This window comes from Rhizobium fabae (assembly GCF_003985135.1).
In the GTDB taxonomy this organism is placed as follows: Bacteria; Pseudomonadota; Alphaproteobacteria; order Rhizobiales; family Rhizobiaceae; genus Rhizobium; species Rhizobium pisi.
Map to the genome: position 1 here is coordinate 342470 of NZ_ML133651.1, position 14181 is coordinate 356650.

Annotated in this window: 12 protein-coding genes; 2 read left to right on the forward strand and 10 right to left on the reverse strand. The window is 61.7% G+C overall.

The window, feature by feature from the left end; genetic code table 11:
• Positions 1-148: 148 nt before the first annotated feature.
• Positions 149-1003, forward strand: coding sequence for a MurR/RpiR family transcriptional regulator (locus tag EFB14_RS17165; protein ID WP_126827353.1), 855 nt, complete (start codon positions 149-151; stop codon positions 1001-1003).
• Positions 1004-1103: 100 nt separating this feature from the next.
• Here EFB14_RS17165 and EFB14_RS17170 read toward each other — a convergent pair whose 3' ends face one another.
• The 9 genes from EFB14_RS17170 to EFB14_RS17210 all read right to left on the reverse strand — a co-directional run bounded on the left by EFB14_RS17170 (position 1104) and on the right by EFB14_RS17210 (position 11017).
• Positions 1104-2687, reverse strand: coding sequence for an FGGY-family carbohydrate kinase (locus EFB14_RS17170; protein WP_126827355.1), 1584 nt, complete (start codon positions 2685-2687; stop codon positions 1104-1106).
• Positions 2687-3376 (reverse strand): HAD family hydrolase, encoded by a 690-nt coding sequence (locus tag EFB14_RS17175; protein WP_126827357.1) that lies wholly within the window; start codon positions 3374-3376, stop codon positions 2687-2689. Before EFB14_RS17175 ends, EFB14_RS17170 begins: the two co-directional genes overlap by 1 nt.
• Positions 3377-3472: 96 nt before the next feature.
• A complete protein-coding gene (locus tag EFB14_RS17180) occupies positions 3473-4954 on the reverse strand; it encodes a mannitol dehydrogenase family protein (RefSeq protein ID WP_126827359.1) in 1482 nt (493 codons plus the stop codon).
• A gap of 80 nt (positions 4955-5034) precedes the next feature.
• Entirely contained in the window at positions 5035-6033 is a 999-nt protein-coding gene (locus tag EFB14_RS17185) for an ABC transporter ATP-binding protein (protein WP_125850101.1), read from the reverse strand.
• 18 nt (positions 6034-6051) lie between these two features.
• Positions 6052-6882 (reverse strand): carbohydrate ABC transporter permease, encoded by an 831-nt coding sequence (locus EFB14_RS17190; RefSeq protein WP_126827361.1) that lies wholly within the window; start codon positions 6880-6882, stop codon positions 6052-6054.
• A 1-nt stretch (position 6883) separates the two neighbouring features.
• The gene (locus tag EFB14_RS17195; protein WP_125850105.1) at positions 6884-7756 is read right to left on the reverse strand and encodes a carbohydrate ABC transporter permease; all 873 of its coding nucleotides are present in this window, start codon (positions 7754-7756) and stop codon (positions 6884-6886) included.
• 137 nt (positions 7757-7893) lie between these two features.
• Positions 7894-9204 carry an ABC transporter substrate-binding protein gene (locus EFB14_RS17200; RefSeq protein ID WP_126827363.1) on the reverse strand — a complete coding sequence of 437 codons (1311 nt, stop codon included), beginning with the start codon at positions 9202-9204 and terminating at the stop codon, positions 7894-7896.
• 145 nt (positions 9205-9349) lie between these two features.
• Positions 9350-10303, reverse strand: coding sequence for a sugar-binding transcriptional regulator (locus EFB14_RS17205; RefSeq protein WP_126827365.1), 954 nt, complete (start codon positions 10301-10303; stop codon positions 9350-9352).
• Positions 10304-10438: 135 nt separating this feature from the next.
• Positions 10439-11017, reverse strand: coding sequence for an exopolysaccharide biosynthesis protein (locus tag EFB14_RS17210; RefSeq protein WP_183604866.1), 579 nt, complete (start codon positions 11015-11017; stop codon positions 10439-10441).
• 293 nt (positions 11018-11310) lie between these two features.
• On the opposite strand from EFB14_RS17210, the gene EFB14_RS17215 reads away from it, so the two are divergent.
• Positions 11311-12228: an ROK family protein gene (locus tag EFB14_RS17215; RefSeq protein WP_125850113.1), complete on the forward strand. Its 918-nt coding sequence runs from the start codon at positions 11311-11313 to the stop codon at positions 12226-12228.
• Here the strand turns inward: EFB14_RS17215 and EFB14_RS17220 are convergent.
• Entirely contained in the window at positions 12225-14135 is a 1911-nt protein-coding gene (locus EFB14_RS17220) for a beta-N-acetylhexosaminidase (protein WP_126827367.1), read from the reverse strand. The two genes, EFB14_RS17215 and EFB14_RS17220, sit on opposite strands and share 4 nt — an antisense overlap.
• Positions 14136-14181 lie beyond the last annotated feature (46 nt).

Here is a 14181-nt window from a genome sequence, read left to right on the forward strand (position 1 = left end):
ACTTGTCGAAAAATAAATGCTAATATAATATTGTGAAATATCAGAATATGCATGGGCCTGAGAAGCAGCTTCCGTAATAGTTGCAAAGACAACGGGTCGCAACAGCGCGTCCGCGGAGCGCCTCTGAGGGAAGACGGGGGAGGCTGATGTGGAAGATTTTGTACACAAACTCAGGCAATACGCAAAAACCGGTACGCCGGCTGAGCGTCGTATCGCGAAATATTTCACCGAGCACCTGAACGACCTGCCGTTTGAGACAGCCGCGTCCGTCGCCGACAGGCTGGATCTTTCGCCGATGACCGTCGGACGCTTCCTGCGCGCGCTCGGTTATCAGGGGTTGGACAGCGTCAAGGTGGAGATCCGCGAGACGGTGACGACGTCGCCGGCGCAATTGCAGAGTGCCATGACCGAGCTGCATGAGGACGCCGCCGAGGGCAAACCGCTCGCCGTGCTGGTCGCCGAACAGATCCAGGCGCTCCATCACATCTATCATCTGACGGCGCAGCCGAACTGGGCCGAAGCCGTCGGCCTGATCAGCACGGCCCGGGAAGTATCGATCGCTACCCATGCCCGGCTTTCAAGCCTGGCCAATCATTTCTGTCAGCGGTTGACGCAGGCCCGCGACGGCGTGCGTACGCTCGACAGCGCCGACAATCGTTTCGCCGAACTCTTCGCCAGGCTGGCGGTCGACGATGCGCTGCTCGTCATCATCGACTGTCGCCGCTTCGCCAAGGCACGTCTGCTTGCCCGGACAGCGCGGCGCTACGGCTATAAGGTCGTTCTCATTTCGCCGCAGCAAGCGGACTGGATGGCCGACCAGTCGAATGTGATGCTGCCCCTGCCGGCCGCCCGCGCTCCCGATCTCGACAATCTTCCGCCGCTGATCGCACTGCTCGACTGCCTGTCGGAATCCGTCATTCTCGAAGTCGGAGAGGAAGCCGCGCTCCGCCGTCGCCGCATGATGGAATTTGCGACCGTCCTCGGAGAGGCGGCGAACCACTGAGCAAATCCAGCAAAGTGCGCGGCGGATCTTCCCGGGGAATGCCTAAAACGAAGGGATAGAGCATTTCCGTGGCTCCAGGAAAAACGGAATGCTCTGATCCTCATTGCATCGCTTCCAGTTCGGCCCGATGCCGGTACATGGCAAGCAGACGGCGATAGTCACGGTCGTAGAGCGCCTGTTTCGCCTTGTCGGGAAGCCGCTCATCGCCCCCCGGATACATCGCCTCGCCGGCCGCTGCGAGATCCTTGTGCAGGCCGCAGGCGACGGATGCTGCGATCGCCGTGCCGAGCAGCACCGCTTCGTTCATCTTCGGCACCACCACCTTGCAGCCGGTAGCATCGCAATAAAGCTCCATCAGCACCGGGTTCTTCACATGCCCGCCGGCGATATGCAGCGTATCGGGCACGTAACCGTATTCCTTCATCGTCTCCAGGATGTGGCGGATGCCGAGCGCGATCGCCACTGCCGTGCGCCAGTAAAGTGCGCAGAGGCCGTCGAAGGAAGCATCGAGCGTCAGCCCGCTGACGACGCCGACAGCATGCGGATCTGCAAGCGGCGACCGATTGCCGTGAAAATCCGGCAGCACGAAGATACGCGCGCCGAAGTCGTCGCCTTCCTCTGCCCGCAATTCGGCGATCCGCGCGACGATCTTCTGGTGCAGCGCCGCCGTCGGCTCGCCGCCGGCCGCATGCATGCGCACGATATGGTCGAGCAGCGCGCCAGTCGCCGATTGCCCGGCCTCCACCAGCCAGCATTGCGGGAAGACCGCCTCGTAATAGGGACCCCACATGCCATGGCTCGGCTTACGCTCTTGTGAAAAAGCGACGATGCAGCTCGACGTGCCGGCGATCAGCGCCAGCTGGTGCTCGCGTTTCACGGGATCGGCGGCATAGCCGCCAAGCGAGCCGAGTGCGCCGGCATAGGCATCGATCATCCCGGCCGAAACATGGCAGTCCATGGTCAGCCCAAGCGCCTCGGCCGCTTCCAGCGTCAGCCGGCCGACGCTCTCCCCGACAGGCGCGGTCTCTTCCGGCAGGTTCCCGCGCGCCTGAAGGTCCTCGAGGCCGATCCGCTCCAGGAAATCCTGCTGCCAGCCCTTTTCGAGATGAGCGAGATAGTTCCACTTTGCCGTCAGCGTGCAGCGCGAACGGGCAAGCGAGCCGGTCGATTTCCACGTCATGAAATCGGCGAGGTCAAAGAAATAGCCGGCCTTTTCCCATGTGGCGGGCAGCTTCTTCTTCAGCCACATCAGCTTCGGCATCTCCATCTCAGGCGACATCACGTGGCCGGAATGTTCGAGCACCCTGTGCTCCGTCGCCGTGCAGAAATCGGCTTCCTTCAGCGCCCGGTGATCGAGCCAGACGATCGTGTCGAAACGCCTCTCGCCGCCCGTGGAAACGCTGATCTGCCGGCCTTCGATATCACGTACGACGAGCGAACAGGTGGCGTCGAAACCGATCGCGCCGACAGAGGCGGCGGCGATGCCCGACTGCTCCATCGCCCTGCGCACCGTTATGCAGACGGCCGACCAAATATCTTCGGAATCATGTTCGGCATGGTTCTCGCGCGGCCGGTTCATGACGATCGGCTGCTCGGCCTTGGCGAGCAGCCGGCCGCGTGCATTAAAGACGCCGGCGCGCGCGCTGCCCGTGCCGATATCCACCGCAACCACATGATCACCCATCAAGACTTGGTCCCGTCCAGCTTGTGTTTGCGGACAAGGTGTATCAAATCCGGCATGGCGTCAAACACCACTTCCGGCGAAAGCCGGTCGAGTTCGGCTCGGTATCCGGCGAAGTTGGCGTGCGATCCGCCGGTGAAGGCAAAGACCGTCATGCCTGCCGCCTTGGCCGCCGCGACACCGGCCGGACTGTCCTCGACGACGACGCAGGATGCGGGCTCCACATGCATCTCACGCGCCGCATGCAGAAAGAGATCGGGCGCCGGTTTGCCGCGCTTGACCATCGTCGCGCTGAAGATGTCGGGCAACCTGTCGAGAAGTCCGGTAACGGAAAGCGACAGCCGGATCCGCTCCATCTGGCTTGATGAGGCGACGCAGCAGGGAATGCCGAGCCCATCGATGGTCGCAGCAATCCCCTCGATCGGCTTCAATTCGGTGCGGAAGCGGGCATAGAGATCAGTACGGATGCGCTCGAGGAATTCCTCGCCGGCATGGACGTTGAATTCGACTTCGAGCGTATCGATGACGGTCGAAAGACTGCGGCCGAGAAAGCGCTCATAAGCCTGATCCTCAGTGATCGAGACGCCGAAATCATTCATCGCGCCGACGAGCACACTGATCGAGATCGGTTCGCTGTCGACGAGCACGCCGTCGCAATCGAAGATGACCAGCCCTGGTTCAGTATCAGCCATGAAAGACCCAACCTGAGTTCAATTCGGACGTGCAACGCCCCGCTTCGTCCGCAAGGCCGGATGGATGGCGGCAGCGCGCGCCGCCATCCGGATTTCCTATACTGCCAGCTTACCGTCGAGATAGAGCTGCAGGGTCTCCCGCGTGCCTTTTTCCCACAGGCTTTTGAGAGCATGCGCGAAACGCTTGCGGAAAAGTTCGGATTTCGCCACGTCGCCGAAAATATCGTCGAAGGCGAGAAAGGCCAACGGATCGTCCTTTGCCTTCAGGGCCGCCGCATGCAGGCGGTCGGCGCTCGCATCATTGAAGACGATATCCTTACCGCTGTCGGTTTTGCCGGCGAAATAACGGCACCAGAGCGCCGAAACCAATGCCAGGCCGACGACGTCCCTGCCCTGGCGGAGATTGTCGAGCGTCGAGGGCAGGATGAATTTCGGCTGGCGGTTCGAGCCGTCCTGCGCAAGCCGCGGAATGGTGTCGGCGATCTTCGGATTGAGCAGGCGATGTTCGATCAGGCCGAAATAATCGGTCAGCGACGTGTTCGGCACCGGCGGCACGATCGGAATGATCTCGTCTTTCTCGAGCTTGGCAAGGAAGGCGCGGATCAGCGGATCTTCCATGGAGTCATGAACGAAGTGAATGTCCATCAGCGCCGCCGGATAGGCGATTGCGGCATGCCCGCCGTTCAGGATGCGGATCTTCATATGCTCGTAGGGCGTGACATCGGGAACAAAGGTCACGCCGACCTTTTCCAGCGCTGGGCGGCCCGCCGTGAACTTGTCTTCAAGCACCCACTGCTTGAATTCTTCGCAATAGACCGGCCAGTTGTCCTCGATCTGGAAATGCTCGTTGAGAAAATCGATCTCCCGCTGGCCGGTCGCCGGCGTGATGCGGTCGACCATCGCATTCGGGAAGGCGACATTCGCCCGGATCCATTCGGCAAGGGCAGGATCGGAAAGAGCCGCCGTGCCGACCACCGCATTGGCGGTGACGACGCCGTTGTGGGGAATGTTGTCGCAGGACATCACTGTGAAGGGTACTATCCCCTTGTCCTTGCGCGCCTTCAGCCCGGCGACAACAAGGCCGAAGACTGTCTTCGGCGCGGAGGGGTTTTGTCCATCGGCAGCAATTGCCGGATGAGCCGGATTGAATGTGCCTGATGCATCGATGAAATAACCGCCCTCGGTGATGGTCATCGAAACGATGCGGATCTCGGGATCGGCAAGCCTGGCGATGATCGCGGCGGAATCGCCGACCGGAAGGATGTCGATCATCGGCGCGGTGACGCGCGCCGCGGTTCTGTTGTTGTCCTGTTCGACCACCGTCGTCAGAAAATCCTGGGCCGCGAGCTTTTCGCGCATGGCTGCATCCGACGGCAGCACGCCGGCGCCGACAATCGCCCAGTCGTGGTCGGTGCCCTGATTGAAGAGATCATCGAGGTAGATCGCCTGGTGGGCGCGGTGGAAGTTGCCGACGCCGAAGTGCACGATGCCGGCTTTCAGCGACGCCCTGTCATATCCGGGGATGGCGGCAGTGCGCGCCGCGTCGGAAAGCGTTGCCAGCGATAGTTTGCACGTCATGATTCAGTCCTCTTGAAGGTCTTGCCGAGACGGCCGGACGCCATCGTCCGGCTCGCATGCCTGCCCCCCGGCGGCGCGCCTCAGATGGAGAGGCCGCCCTCGTTGAATTTGTGGATGCGCGAACGGTCCGGCGTCAGGTAGACCGTATCGCCGGCCTTTGCGGCGAAATCGCCGCTGCCGCGGGCCGTCACCATGCCGATGTCTTCGGCATCGATATGCAGGAAGGTGTCGGAACCGAGATGTTCGGCGACCACGACCCTGCCCTTCCAGTCGCCGCTCTCCATCGACAGCAGCACATGCTCGGGGCGGATGCCTATGGTATGCGCGCCAAGCTGGGCCGCGTTCTGCCCCTTGATGAAATTCATCTTCGGCGAGCCGATGAAGCCGGCGACGAAAAGGTTGCGCGGGCGGCTGTAGAGCTCAAGCGGCGAACCGACCTGCTCGATATTGCCCCTGTTCAACACGACGATCTTGTCGGCCATGGTCATGGCCTCGACCTGATCATGCGTGACGTAGACCATCGTCGTCTTCAGCTGCTGATGCAGTTCGCTGATTTCGAGGCGCATGTTGACGCGCAACGCCGCATCGAGGTTCGACAGCGGCTCGTCGAACAGGAAGGCCGAAGGCTGTCGCACGATAGCGCGGCCGATCGCGACACGCTGGCGCTGACCGCCGGAAAGCTGGCGCGGTTTGCGCTCCAGATAGTCGGTCAGGTTGAGCACGCGGGCGGCATCCGTCACCTTGCGATCGATCTCCGCCTTGTCCACGCCCGCCATCTTCAGCGGGAAGGCGATGTTGTTGCGCACGCTCATATGCGGATAAAGCGCGTAGGACTGGAACACCATGGCAAGACCACGCTCCGAAGGCGCCTTTTCGGTGGCGTCCCTGCCGTCGATGACGATCTTGCCGCCGGAAACGTCCTCGAGACCGGCGATCAGCCTAAGCAGAGTGGACTTGCCGCAGCCAGACGGGCCAACGAAGACGACGAACTCGCCGTCCCTGATGTCGAGATCGATCGAAGGGATGACCTTGGCTTCGCCGAAGACCTTGGAAACCTTCTGAAGGGTAATGCTGCCCATGTTTCTCTCCCTTTTATCTTACTTCACCGCGCCGAAGGTCAGGCCGCGTACGAGTTGTTTCTGGCTGAACCAGCCGAGGATCAGGATCGGTGCGATCGCCATGGTCGAGGCCGCCGAGAGCTTGGCATAGAACAAGCCCTCAGGGCTGGAATAGGAAGCGATGAAGGCCGTCAACGGCGCCGCCTTCGAGGCAGTGAGGTTGAGCGTCCAGAAAGCCTCGTTCCAGGCAAGGATGATGTTCAGAAGCAACGTCGAGGCAATGCCCGGCACCGCCATCGGCGTCAGCACGTAGACGATTTCCTTCATCAGCGACGCCCCGTCCATGCGGGCCGCTTCGAGGATCTCGCCGGGAATTTCCTTGAAGTAGGTGTAGAGCATCCAGACGATGATCGGCAGGTTGATCAGCGTGAGCACGATCACCAGCCCGATGCGCGTGTCGAGCAGGCCCGAATTGCGGAACATCAGATAGATCGGGATCAGTGCGCCCACAGGGGGCATCATCTTGGTCGACAGCATCCACATCAGCACGTCCTTGGTCCGCTTGGTGGGCGCGAACGCCATCGCCCAGGCGGCCGGGATTGCGATGATCAGGCCGATCAGCGTCGAGCCGAAGGAAATGATCACCGAATTCATGAAGTGGCTGAGGTAGTTCGACCGGCTTTGCACCTCCGCATAGTTCTCCGTCGTCCAATGGAAGAACAGGAACTGCGGCGGCGAGGCGATGGCGTCCGCTTCCGACTTGAAGCTGGTCAGAAACGTCCAGAGGATCGGGAAGAAGATCAGGATGCCGAGCGCCCAGGCGATCGCGGTCATGATGACCTTGCGTTGGGTGGTGACCTTTCTAGCCATCTCAAGCCTCCAGATTCTTGCCGACGAGGCGGACGAGGAAGATCGCAACGATATTGGCGAGCACGACAGCGACGATACCGCCCGCCGAGGCTCCGCCGATATCGAACTGCAAGAGCGCCTGCGCATAGACGAGATAGGTAAGATTGGTGCTGTCGGTGCCCGGTCCGCCATTGGTGGTGACGAGGATCTCGGCAAAGACCGACAGCAGGAAGATCGTCTGGATCAGGATCACCACGGTGATGGCGCGCGCCATATGCGGCAGGATGATGTAGATGAATTTCGAGATGGCGCCCGCGCCGTCCATCTCGGCCGCCTCCTTCTGCTCCTCATCGAGCGATTGCAGCGCGGTCAGGAGGATGAGGGTGGCAAAGGGCAGCCACTGCCAGGCGACGATAAGAATGACGGAGAACAGCGGTGCGTTCGCCAGCCAGTCGATCGGCTGCAGGCCGAACGCCTTCGCAAGATGCGCGAAGAGGCCGTTGACCGGGTTCATGAACATGTTTTTCCAGACCAGTGCGGCGACCGTTGGCATGACGAAGAACGGCGCAATGACGAGGATGCGCACGATCCCCTGCCCGTACATCGGCTGGTCGAGCAAGAGCGCGAAGGCGATGCCGCCGACGACGGTGATGACAAGCACGCCGGCGACCAGCACCAGCGTATTGATCAACGCAGCGATGAAGGCCGGGTCGGAAAGGAAATATTCGTAGTTCAGCAGACCGACGAAGCTTTCCAAGCCGGGGCTGAGCAAATTGTAATTCAGTAGCGAGAAATAGATCGTCATCGCGAGCGGGACGATCATCCATGCAAAGAGGAGCAGCACGGAGGGTGCGATCATCAGACGCGCTGCGGAGCGAGTGTGTAACGTTGCCATGGCAATCACCGATCTGGTCTGAAGCCGGGGGCCGGTCGCGGGACGGTTTATCTGAAAAAGAGGCCGCCGATGCAGTTCGGGCAGTCGGCGGCCCAGAGGGGCGGATTGTCAAGTATCCGCCTCTTGCTCAGGAGGTTTTATTTAATGTAGCCGGCTTTGGTCATTTCGCGGGTTGCCAGCTGCTGTGCGCTCTTCAACGCTTGGTCGACCGAAATCTGGCCGGCAAGGGCTGCTGAGAACTGCTGGCCCACCGCCGTGCCGATGCCCTGGAATTCCGGGATCGCCACGAACTGGACGCCGACATAGGGGACCGGCTTGACGGTCGGCTTGGTCGGATCGGCCGAGTTGATCGAGTCGAGCGTCATCTTGGCGAAGGGAGCGGCCTTCTGGTAGTCCGCATTCGCGTAGAGCGAGGTGCGGGTGCCGGGAGGTGCGTTCAGCCAGCCTTCCTTCTCGGCGACGAGGTTGGTGTATTCCTTGCTCGTGGCCCAGGCGACGAACTTCTCAGCTGCCTCGACCTTCTGCGAACCCGCCGGAATGGCGAGGTTCCAGGCCCAGAGCCAGTTGCCGCGCTTGCCGAGGCCCTTGTCCGGGGCGAGCGCGAAGCCGACCTTGTCGGCGACCTGCGACTGCTTCGGGTCAGAGACGAAGGAGGCGGCAACCGTTGCGTCGATCCACATGCCGCACTTGCCGGTCTGGAAGAGCGCCAGGTTTTCGTTGAAGCCGTTCGACGAGGCGCCCGGAGGGCCGGCTTCCTTCATCAGGTTGACGTAGAAGTTCAGCGTGTCCTTCCACTCGGGCTGATCGAACTGCGGCTTCCACTTTTCATCGAACCAGCGCGCGCCGAAGGAGTTGGACATGGCCGTCAGGAAGGCCATGTTTTCGCCCCAGCCGGCCTTGCCGCGCAGGCAGATGCCGTAGATTTCCTTGTCCTTGTTGGTGACCTTCTTCGCAGCGTCTGCGATGAAGTCCCAGGTCGGCGCGTCGGGCATCTTCAGGCCGGCGGCGTCGAACAGGTCCTTACGGTACATGACCATGGAGCTTTCGCCGTAGAACGGCGCTGCATAAAGCTTGCCATCCTGGCTGATGCCGCTACGGATGGCCGGCAAGAGGTCATTCACGTCATAGGCGTCGCCGAGATTGTCGAGCGGCAAGAGCCACCCCTGCTTTGCCCAGATCGGAACTTCATAGGTGCCGATCGTCAGAACGTCGTACTGGCCGCCCTTGGTCGCGATGTCGGTCGTGACCTTCTGGCGCAGCACGTTTTCTTCGAGGGTTACCCATTCAAGGTCGATGCCGGGATTCTTCGCCTTGAAGTCATCCGTCAGCTTCTGCATCCGAATCATGTCGCCGTTGTTCACGGTCGCGATTGTCAGCGTCTCGGCCGAAGCCATGCCGGCAAACGCCAATGCTGAGCAGGCGCCCAACAGAAAAGTTCTCAATGTCATATCTTCCTCCCAGAAGACGAGATGTGAGCATTCGCTTTGCTCATGAGCAATTACTCACCAAATGACATAAAATGTCAATCGGCAATCGTTGCTGCGGCGCCGAAGGCTATACCTATATCATTGATTCAGAAGGAGAATTTTTTGCTCAGCTTCTGAGCAAAAACTCAGCGGTGTCTTCATCGGTGATCAGCGAATTGATTTGCCGGCCAACAACGGCCGCCCTGATTGCCTTGTATTTCCGCTTGCCCTTGGCCAGTCCGATCACCGTCGACGACTCGCGCGAGGGGATTGGCGCGGAGGCGACACGCTCGTTGATCGGGTTGTCGATCAGCTTGCCGTCGGCGTCGAAGATCCAGCCGCAGATCTCGCCGGCCGCCCCTCCGCGCATGAGCTCCATCATCTCGTCCTTCTCGAGGAAACCGTCGACGCAAAGCGGGCCGTCGATGCCGAGCTCGCCGATGCCGACGAAGGTGACGTCGGCCTGCGCACTGATATCGAGAGTGGAGCGCACGAGCTGCTGGCCGTGCAGCAGTTCCCGCTCCTCGGCCGACGTGACGAGCACCGGCAGCGGCATCGGATAATGCCGCGCCTTCACCGCATCAGCCATGCTGAAGATGACGTTGTAATAGGCGGCCGATCCGTCCGGCGCGATGTTGCCGGTGAGCGAAACGATGCGATGGTTGGGACATTCGATTGCCGGAAGCTGATCGACGGCAGCCTTCAGCGTGCGGCCGGTCCCGACCGCAAGCACGATCGGCTCCGGCCGCTTCAGCCAGCGCTCGATCTCGGCTGCCGCCGCCTCGGCAATGCCGACTGTCGTGGATGAGGAACCTGGATCGCTCGGCACGACTTCCACATATTTCAGCCCGAATTTCCGCCGCAGCTGATTGGCAAGCTCGAGGCACGCGGCGATCGGATGGTCGAGCCGCACCTTGATGAGGCGCTCGGCGACCGCGAGCGACACCAGCCGCTGTGCTGATTGTCGCGAGATGCCCATCGAGGCGGCGATCTCGTCCTGCGTGCGCCCGGCGACGTAGTAAAGCCAGCCGGCGCGTGCCGCATCGTCGAGCCGTCCAGGGGTCTCGGTTCTTTTTGCCATTGATGCCTACCGCGCAAAATGAGCCGGCCTTGCCGGCACTGAACATGATTTCGAGTCTTTATCGCGCCAGATCAAAACAAAATTCCAGAAAATGTCGAGCCTGTTGAACAAGACCTGCCGAATAACCGGGTTTACTCAGGCAAACCATTGCATGATGAGATAGATCCCCGTCTTTACGAGACCGTAAATCACGCCGCCGGCAACGACGAGCGAAACGGCGGTCATCAGGAAGCCGACGAGCGAAAACAGCCCGTCGCGACCCAATATGCCGAAAGCGAAGACCGAGATCGTGATCGCCGGCAGGATATTGCCGAGCGGAACCGGCAGCACCAGCACGATCGACAGGAGCAGGCATGAAAGACCGGCAAGATATTCCGCGGGCGGTTCGGCGAAGATCGCAAGCCTCGGCTGCAGCATACGCTCCGCCCAGGCGAGCCAGCGATGGATGCGCCCGACGATGGACTCGAAGTCCTCCCGCCGCATCGAACGCGCGGCAATCGTCTTCGGCAGCCAGGGTTTCAACCCAAAGGTCAGCTGCACCGCCAGGAAAACCAGCGGCGCGCCGAGCACGGCGGAAGTGCCGGGTGGAGTGGGAAAGGCGTTCGGCAGCGCGAAGATCAGCATCAGCGCGCTGATCGCCCTGTCGCCCATCGTCTGGAACAGGTCGCCGATCGAAATCCGCTCCCGGCTCTGGTCTGCGGCCAGCTGCCGCAGGACGGATGAGAGGCGACGGCCTTTGGGACGTGGTGGACGTGGTCTCCTGCGTCTTTGGGAATCGGTGTTTTCGATGGTCATGATGCCAATGATGATGAAAGTGCAGGCTTTAAATTTGGCGACGTAATATGCCAATTGAATGACTTATGGGATGGGAATAGCTGTCGGTCGCGATTTAGTCTCCACCATTCATCGTTTGCGCCGCAGCACATGGCAGCGACGGATTGAAGGCTTGTAATTCCCGGCCAACAGTGCGAGCAGACGCTGAAGACCAGGGAAACGGCAGATAGGCAATGATCATTTCATTCGACATTGGCGGCTCCGCCATCAAGGGCGGCATCGCCCGCTCCGAGACAGACATCGTTCCCCTCGGCCGCCACCCGACTCCGAAGGATGACTTCCCCGCTTTCGTCCAGGCCTTGCGCGGCATCATCGCCGAAACCGGAGAAGAGCCGAGCCGTATCGCCCTTTCCATCGCCGGCGTCGTCGATCCCGATACGCAGCGGCTGACCTGCGCCAACATTCCCTGCATCCACGGCCGCGCGCTCGCGGCCGACCTCGAAGCCGAACTCGGCCTGCCGGTGCTGATCGCCAACGATGCCGATTGTTTCGCCATGGCCGAAGCCGGCCTCGGCGCCGGTCGCGGCCACCGCATCGTCTTCGGCGCCATCCTCGGCACAGGCGTCGGCGGCGGACTGGTCGCTGACGGGCGCCTCGTCAACGAGGCCGGCGGCTTTGCCGGCGAATGGGGCCATGGCCCGATCATTGCATCCGCGGCCGGCAATCCGCCCGTCGCTATACCCGCCTATGCCTGCGGCTGCGGCCAGAAGGGCTGCGTCGACACTGTCGGCGGCGCCCGGGGCCTGGAGCGCCTGCACAAGACGCTGCACAATCTCGACCTTTCCAGCGAAGAAATCATCGGTCAGTGGCGGCATGGGGAGGAGAAGGCGACGCGTACGATCGACGTCTATGTCGATCTCGTCGCCTCGCCCTTGGCGCTGACGATCAACATCACCGGCGCGACCATCGTTCCGGTCGGCGGCGGGCTTTCCAATGTCGAGCCGCTGCTTGCCGAGCTCGATCATGCGGTTCGCGCCCGGATCCTGCGCAAGTTCGACCGCCCGCTGGTAGTGCCTAGCGAATGCCGCATCGAACCTGGCCTGATCGGCGCAGCACTGCTGGGGCTGAAAGCCGAAGCGGCTGCTTCCTAAAGTATCGGCCACATCCGCACGATCGCCGCGAACCGGTTCCAGTCTTTGCGTTCTAAAGGCGTCCATGCGGCTTCGGCGATGGCCGCAAGGCGCGGGAAGACCAGCCGGTTGAAATAGGCGTGCGAGACGAAATTCTCGGTCCAGATGCAGGCCTGGATGCCGCGCATCTTCTCCTGCAGCGCCTCCGGCAACTCTCCCTCTGCCTCGTAGGCGTACGTGTGTTCCGGCGGAGCGTAGCCCGCCCAAGCCGCGCCGGGCTCGGCCCAGGCTTCGGCCTGCGCCATGTCGAGATAATAGGCCTGCCCCGGCGTCATCACCACGTCGTAGCCTTCCTTAGCCAGCTCAATGCCGACGGCGGGCCTTTCCCAGGCCATCAGCAGCGTGCCGTCCCGATCGACGCCGCCGCCATGCGAGACCTCGTTCCAGCCGGCGAGCTTTCTGCCGCGTTCCGATAGCATGGCCTTGATGCGTTTGAGGAAATAGGATTGCAACTCGGCGGTCCCGGCAAGTTTCTCTCGCTCCATCAGCGCCTTGCAGAGCGGCGAGGAAAGCCAGGAGCCCTGCGCCACTTCATCGCCGCCGATATGGAGATATTCGCTGGGAAACAGCGTCACCATCTCGTCGAACACCTTGCCGAGGAATTCATAGGTGAATTCCACCGCCGGGTTGAGGGCATTGTTGGGATAACCCTGCACCGAGCGGTAGCTGTCCGGCGCCTCCTGCCCGTCGACGAGCTCCGGTAGGGAGAGCAGCGTCGCGGTGCTGTGGCCGGGAATATCGATCTCCGGCACCACCTCGACATGCAGAGAGGCGGCATGCGCAACGATCCGCCTGACGTCGTCCTGCTTGTAATGGCCGGAGCGCGGCTCCGCCCCATCGCCGAGCTGCGGCACGAGCACTTCGTCCGGGCCGCGCCGCGCGCCGATCTCCGTCAGGGCGGGATAGGCCTTGATCTCCAGCCGCCAGGCTTCGTCATCGGTCAGGTGCCAGTGGAAGATGTTGAGCTTGTTCCAGGCGAGAATGTCGATCAGCCGCATGACGTCGGCGGCCGGATAGAATTGCCTGGACACATCGATATGGCAGCCGCGCCAGCCATATCGAGGCTGGTCGGCGATCGCGCCGAAATTAGGGAATTTGAAAATCTCCGGCTCCGCGCGGGCGCCGTGCAGCAGCTGCGCCAGGCTGATCAGTCCGTATTGCCGTCCTGCCGCATCCGCACTCGAAAGTACGACCTCATGGGCGGTAAAACGCAACTCATAGGCAAATTCGGCGATCGACGATTCGGTGACGAAACGAATGGCCCGCCCGCCCTTTACGGTGCTGAGCGAAAACGGCACGTTGTTGGCGGGATAGAGCCGCTGATAGAGCTCCGTAACCAGGCAGAGCGCCTTGATCGCGTCGGGCCGTGTCTTCGCCGCCGGATAGAGAACGACGGGCAGGTTCCCAGCTTTCAATCCAAGCGACAGCGGCCAGGGCAGCAGTGAATAAGGTTCCTCGACCCGGCCCGGCGGCAGAAGCGGCGGCGCCGCACCGCCCTCTCGGCCTTCAAGGATGAGATCGCCGAAAGCGACGGGAACATGGCGCCCGTCGCCAAGTGTCAGATAGGCCGATTTGATGCCTGCTGTCACATGTTTGGGCTCTCTGGTCAGCCCCTCGACCGTAAACCGCCAGTGGCCGCCGTGCGGCACGCTCAGCCCGTCGTGCGGCAGGAATTCATGGAAATGCGCGAGCTGCCGCTTCAGGCTGCCGCCATTGCAGACATGTTTGTCGGCGACTCGCGTCTCGGAGGTATAAGCAAGCGAGAAGCCGGACAGTGGCTCGGTCGAAAGATTGAAGAGGGTGAAGGTCAAGCGCCCGAAACTGCCTTCGACAGGGTGCCAGCTTGTTTCCAGACGATATTCGGCCATGGTCGCGCCCTCCCCGTTAATGAACGGCCAGGATCGCGGCTTGTCT

Coding starts and splice junctions, on each gene's coding strand:
- EFB14_RS17200 (WP_126827363.1), bottom strand. CDS start 9,204: ATGACATTGAGAACTTTTCTGTTGGGCGCCTGCTCAGCATTGGCGTTT.
- EFB14_RS17215 (WP_125850113.1), top strand. CDS start 11,311: ATGATCATTTCATTCGACATTGGCGGCTCCGCCATCAAGGGCGGCATC.
- EFB14_RS17175 (WP_126827357.1), bottom strand. CDS start 3,376: ATGGCTGATACTGAACCAGGGCTGGTCATCTTCGATTGCGACGGCGTG.
- EFB14_RS17205 (WP_126827365.1), bottom strand. CDS start 10,303: ATGGCAAAAAGAACCGAGACCCCTGGACGGCTCGACGATGCGGCACGC.
- EFB14_RS17180 (WP_126827359.1), bottom strand. CDS start 4,954: ATGACGTGCAAACTATCGCTGGCAACGCTTTCCGACGCGGCGCGCACT.
- EFB14_RS17195 (WP_125850105.1), bottom strand. CDS start 7,756: ATGGCAACGTTACACACTCGCTCCGCAGCGCGTCTGATGATCGCACCC.
- EFB14_RS17170 (WP_126827355.1), bottom strand. CDS start 2,687: ATGGGTGATCATGTGGTTGCGGTGGATATCGGCACGGGCAGCGCGCGC.
- EFB14_RS17190 (WP_126827361.1), bottom strand. CDS start 6,882: ATGGCTAGAAAGGTCACCACCCAACGCAAGGTCATCATGACCGCGATC.
- EFB14_RS17220 (WP_126827367.1), bottom strand. CDS start 14,135: ATGGCCGAATATCGTCTGGAAACAAGCTGGCACCCTGTCGAAGGCAGT.
- EFB14_RS17185 (WP_125850101.1), bottom strand. CDS start 6,033: ATGGGCAGCATTACCCTTCAGAAGGTTTCCAAGGTCTTCGGCGAAGCC.